This window comes from Roseomonas sp. TS2 (genome assembly GCF_058833935.1).
In genome coordinates this window covers 1-4,238 of sequence record NZ_JCACVY010000269.1, presented here as the reverse complement: position 1 = coordinate 4,238, position 4,238 = coordinate 1, and the positions used below count along the sequence as shown (strand labels likewise).

The following is a 4,238-nucleotide window of genomic DNA, read 5'->3' as shown; positions in this document are numbered from 1 at the left end:
GCGGCGGAGGCGGAGGAGGTGGCGCAGGAGGCATTGCTGCGCGCCTGGCGCAACGCCGCGCGCTTCGACCCGGCGCCCGACCCGGAGGCGGCGCTGGCCGCGCGCGAGCGGCAGGCCCTGCTGGGCGCCGCCCTGCGCGAACTGCCGCCCCGCCAGCGGGCCGCCCTCGCCCTCTCGCACGACCAGGGGCTGAGCGGGGCGGAGGCCGCCGCGGCCCTTTCCATCTCCACCCGCGCCCTGGAGGGGCTGCTGCGCCGCGCGCGCTTCCTGCTCGCCAGCCGGCTGCGCGGCATCCTGGAGTGACGCCCATGCGCCCCGAGACGTTTTCCGGGCTCCTCGACACCCACGGGGCGGACCCCGCGCGCTGGCCGCCCGCCGAGGGCGCGGCGGCGCGGCGGCTGCTGGCGGACTCCGCCGAGGCCCGGGCGCTGCACCGCCGCGCCATGGTCCTGGCCGCGCTGCTCGACGAGAGCCTGCCCGGCCCGGATGCCCAGGCCCTGGCGCGGATGCGCGCGCGGCTGGCCCAAGCCGTGGCCACCGCGCCGCCGCCCGCGCCGGCCGGTGCCTCAATCTGGGACTCGCCCGGGGCCTCCCCCTGGGCCTGGCTGCGCCCGCTCTGGCCCGCCGGCTGCGGCGCGCTGGTGACGCTGGCCGCCTGCCTGCTCTGGCTGAACCTCGCCCCCGGCCCCGCCGCGCAGCCCTGGCTCGGCGCGCCGCCCCTGCTCGCCATGTTGGAACTGCCTGAATGAGACCCCCCGACTGGTCGCCCTGGCTGAAGGGGGCGCTCGGCGCCTCCCTGGCGCTGAACCTCGTGCTGGGCGGCGTGCTGCTCTCCCGCCCGGCAGGTGGCGGCGGCCCCAGCATCAGCCGCATGCAGGCGCAGATCGAGCGCGCCCTGCCGGAGGCGGACCGCGCCCTGTTCCGCCAGGCGCTGGAGGCCGGCCGGCCGCGCTACGAGCCGCTGCTGCAGGCGCTGCGCGAGAGCCGCCCGGCGGTGCGCGAGGCCCTGGCGCGCGAGCCCTTCGACGCCGCGGCGCTGCGGGCCGCCATGGCCCGCTCGCGCCAGCGCTGGCAGGAGTTCAGCGCGCAGTATGACGACAGCCTGGCGAACGGCCTGGCCGCCCTCTCGCCCGAGGGGCGGCAGCTGATCGCGGCCGACATGGCGGCGCATGAGCAGCGCGGCCGGGAGAAGCGGAACTGACCATGCCGATGTCCCTGAGCCGGAAGGCCTGCCGCGCCACGGCATGGTACCCCCTGGCGCTGCTGGCGCTGCTGGCCCTGCTGGCCGCCTGCGGCCCGAAGCCGGAGCCGGCGCTCTCCGGCCTCGACCTGCCCGGCCGCTTCCTCGATCCCGCCGCCGCGGCGCCGGTGCGCTGGCCGGAGCCGGAATGGTGGCGCGGCTTCAACGCCCCCGCGCTGGACACGCTGATGCAGGCGGCGATGGCGGGCAATTTCGACCTCGCCGCCGCCGCCGCGCGGGTGCGCCAGGCCGATGCGCAGCTGCGCATCGCCGGCGCCGCCCTGCTGCCGACGCTGGCGGTGGACAGCGGCGTCACCCAGTCCCGCAGCACCGCCTCCGGCCTGTCCCGCAACCGCAACGCGACGCGCTACGACGCCACCCTCTCCGCCAGCTACGAGATCGATTTCTGGGGCCGCAACAGCGCCTCCGCCGAGGCCGCCGCGCAGAATGCCCGCGCCACCCGCTTCGACGCCGGCACGGTGCTTCTGACCACCGAGGCCTCGGTGGCCAACACTTATTTCAACCTCCTCGCCGCCGAGGAGGAGCTGCGCGTGCAGGAGGCCAACCTGGACGCGGCGCGCCGCACCCTGGGCGTGATCCGCCAGCAGGTGAACTTCGGCGTGGCCACGGGGCTCGACCTCGCGCAGCAGGAGACGGTGGTGGCCCAGGTGGAGGCCAACATCCCCGGCCTGCGGCAGAGCGCGGTGCAGAACCGCAACGCCCTGGCCCTGCTGACCGGCCAGCCGCCGCAGAGCTTCACCATCGGCGCCGGCGCCTTCGACCGGCTCCGCATCCCCGAGGCGGCGCCCGGCCAGCCGGCCGACCTCCTGGCCCGCCGGCCGGACGTGCTGGCCGCCGAGGCCGGCCTGGCCGCCGCCAACGCCAATGTGGCCGCCGCCCGCGCGGCGCTGCTGCCCAGCATCAGCCTCTCCGCCCAGGGCGGCTTCCAGTCGGCGGCGCTGGGCACGCTGCTGCGGCCGGAGGCGCAGTTCTTCTCCCTCGTCGCCGGGCTGGCGCAGACCATCTTCGACGGCGGCGCCCGGCGCGGCCAGGTGGCGCTGAGCCAGGCCCAGGCGGAGGAGCTGCTGATCGAGTACCGCCGCGCCATCGTCGCCGCGCTGCAGGACACGGAGGACGCGCTGGTGGCGCTGCGCGAGACCACGGCGCAGGAGGCACTGCGCGCCGAGGCCAATGCGCGCGCCGAGCGCGCCTTCGGCATCGCCGAGGCGCAGCTGCGCGCCGGCACCATCAACCTGATCACCCTGCTGAACACGCAGCAATCCCTGTTCTCCACCCGCGTCAGCCTGGTGCAGGCGCGGCTCGCCCGGTTGCAGGCCGCCGTCGCGCTGTTCCGCGCGCTGGGCGGCGGCTGGCGATAGAGCCCTGGAACGCATGATGTCCCGCTCCCGCCTTCTCCTTCTTCTGCTGCTCGTCCTCGGGGCGGGCGGCGGCGGCTACTACCTTTGGAAGCAACGCCAGGAGGCCGCCGCCCCGGCCGGGCAGAGCGCCGCCCAGACCGCGCCCGGATCCCCGGGCGGCCGGCGCGGGCCGGGGGCGGGCGGCATCCCGATCCCCGTCACCCTCGCGGCGGCGGCGCAGAAGGACCTCGTGCTGACGCTCGACGCGCTGGGCACGGTGCAGGCGCTGAACAGCATCACCGTCCGCTCCCAGGTGAGCGGGCAACTGATGGAGGTGCGCTTCCAGGAGGGGCAGGAGGTGAAGGCCGGCGAGGTCCTGGCCCGCATCGACGACCGCACCTACGCCGCCGCCCTGGCCCAGGCCGAGGCGAAGAAGGCCTACGACCAGGCGCAGCTCGAGAACGCCCGGGCCGACCTGCGGCGTTACCAGGGCCTGCTCTCGGCCAGCGGCGTGACCCGCCAGCAGGTGGACACGCAGCGCGCCCAGGTGGCGATGTACGAGGCGCAGGTGGCGCAGGACCAGGCGGCCATCGACACCGCCCGCGCCCAGCTGGACTACACCACCATCCGCGCGCCGATCGATGGCCGCATCGGCCTGCGCGGCGTGGACGCGGGCAACCTGGTGAGCAGCGGCGATGCCACCGGCATCGTCACCATCACGCAGATGCGGCCCATCGCCGTCAGCTTCACCCTGCCGCAGGGCGAGCTGGCGCGGCTGCGGCGTGCCATGGCGGCAGGGCCGGTGACGGTGGAGACGCTGCCCGAGCCGGTCTCCGGCCAGGCCACCACGCGCGGGGCCGGCGCGCCGCCCGCCGCGGCCGCCGTGGCGCGGGCCGAGCCGGCGCGCGGCACGGTGCTGACCATCGACAACCAGATCGAGGCCACCACCGGTACGGTGCGGGTGAAGGCCGTGTTCCCGAATGACGACATGCGGCTATGGCCGGGCGCCTTCGTCAGCCTGAGGCTGGCGATCGAGACGGTGCCGGGCGCCATCGTGATCCCGCTGGTGGCGGTGCAGCAGGGGCCGAACGGGCCCTATGCCTTCGTCGCGAAGTCCGACAACACGGTGGAGCAGCGGCCGCTGGCGCTCGGCGCCGTCACCATCGCCGAGGCGGTGGTGCGCGAGGGGCTGAAGCCCGGCGAGCAGGTGGTGACCTCCGGCGGGCTGCGGCTGAACAATGGCAGCCGCATCGTCCCCGCCAGCGCCGAGGCGCCCGCCGGTGCCGCGCCGCCCGGCGCCGGGGCCGAGGGCCGCCCGCGCCGCCAGGCGGCCAATGGCGGCGGCACGCCATGAACATCGCCGCCCCCTTCATCGCCCGGCCGGTCGCCACCACGCTGCTGGCGGTGGCCGTGCTGCTGGCCGGGCTGTTCGGCTACATGCGGCTGCCGGTCTCCTCGCTGCCGGAGGTGGACTTCCCCACCATCGAGGTGACGACGCAGCTGCCTGGCGCCTCGCCGGACACGGCGGCGGTGCTGATCACCGCGCCGCTGGAGCGGCAATTCGCGCAGATCGCGGGCCTGCAGGTAATGTCCTCGGTCAGCGGGCCGGGGGTCAGCCGCATCACGCTGCAATTCCGGCT

At 76.1% G+C, this 4,238-nt stretch carries 6 protein-coding genes; all 6 read left to right on the top strand.

What is annotated here, in order from left to right:
* A partial coding sequence (locus tag ACZJYS_RS23035) for a sigma factor-like helix-turn-helix DNA-binding protein (protein WP_493180462.1) occupies positions 1-303 on the top strand: 303 nt, incomplete at its 5' end.
* Positions 304-308: 5 nt separating this feature from the next.
* Entirely contained in the window at positions 309-749 is a 441-nt protein-coding gene (locus ACZJYS_RS23030) for a hypothetical protein (RefSeq protein ID WP_493180461.1), read from the top strand.
* The gene (locus ACZJYS_RS23025; protein ID WP_493180460.1) at positions 746-1,201 is read left to right on the top strand and encodes a periplasmic heavy metal sensor; all 456 of its coding nucleotides are present in this window, start codon (positions 746-748) and stop codon (positions 1,199-1,201) included. Before ACZJYS_RS23030 ends, ACZJYS_RS23025 begins: the two co-directional genes overlap by 4 nt.
* A 2-nt stretch (positions 1,202-1,203) precedes the next feature.
* Positions 1,204-2,619 carry an efflux transporter outer membrane subunit gene (locus ACZJYS_RS23020; protein ID WP_493180459.1) on the top strand — a complete coding sequence of 472 codons (1,416 nt, stop codon included), beginning with the start codon at positions 1,204-1,206 and terminating at the stop codon, positions 2,617-2,619.
* A gap of 16 nt (positions 2,620-2,635) precedes the next feature.
* Positions 2,636-3,952 carry an efflux RND transporter periplasmic adaptor subunit gene (locus ACZJYS_RS23015; protein WP_493180458.1) on the top strand — a complete coding sequence of 439 codons (1,317 nt, stop codon included), beginning with the start codon at positions 2,636-2,638 and terminating at the stop codon, positions 3,950-3,952.
* Positions 3,949-4,238, top strand: a 290-nt coding sequence (locus ACZJYS_RS23010; RefSeq protein ID WP_493180457.1) for an efflux RND transporter permease subunit, incomplete at its 3' end; no start/stop codon positions are given. The genes ACZJYS_RS23015 and ACZJYS_RS23010, both read left to right, overlap by 4 nt.

Coding starts and splice junctions, on each gene's coding strand:
- ACZJYS_RS23030 (WP_493180461.1), top strand. CDS start 309: ATGCGCCCCGAGACGTTTTCCGGGCTCCTCGACACCCACGGGGCGGAC.
- ACZJYS_RS23025 (WP_493180460.1), top strand. CDS start 746: ATGAGACCCCCCGACTGGTCGCCCTGGCTGAAGGGGGCGCTCGGCGCC.
- ACZJYS_RS23020 (WP_493180459.1), top strand. CDS start 1,204: ATGCCGATGTCCCTGAGCCGGAAGGCCTGCCGCGCCACGGCATGGTAC.
- ACZJYS_RS23015 (WP_493180458.1), top strand. CDS start 2,636: ATGTCCCGCTCCCGCCTTCTCCTTCTTCTGCTGCTCGTCCTCGGGGCG.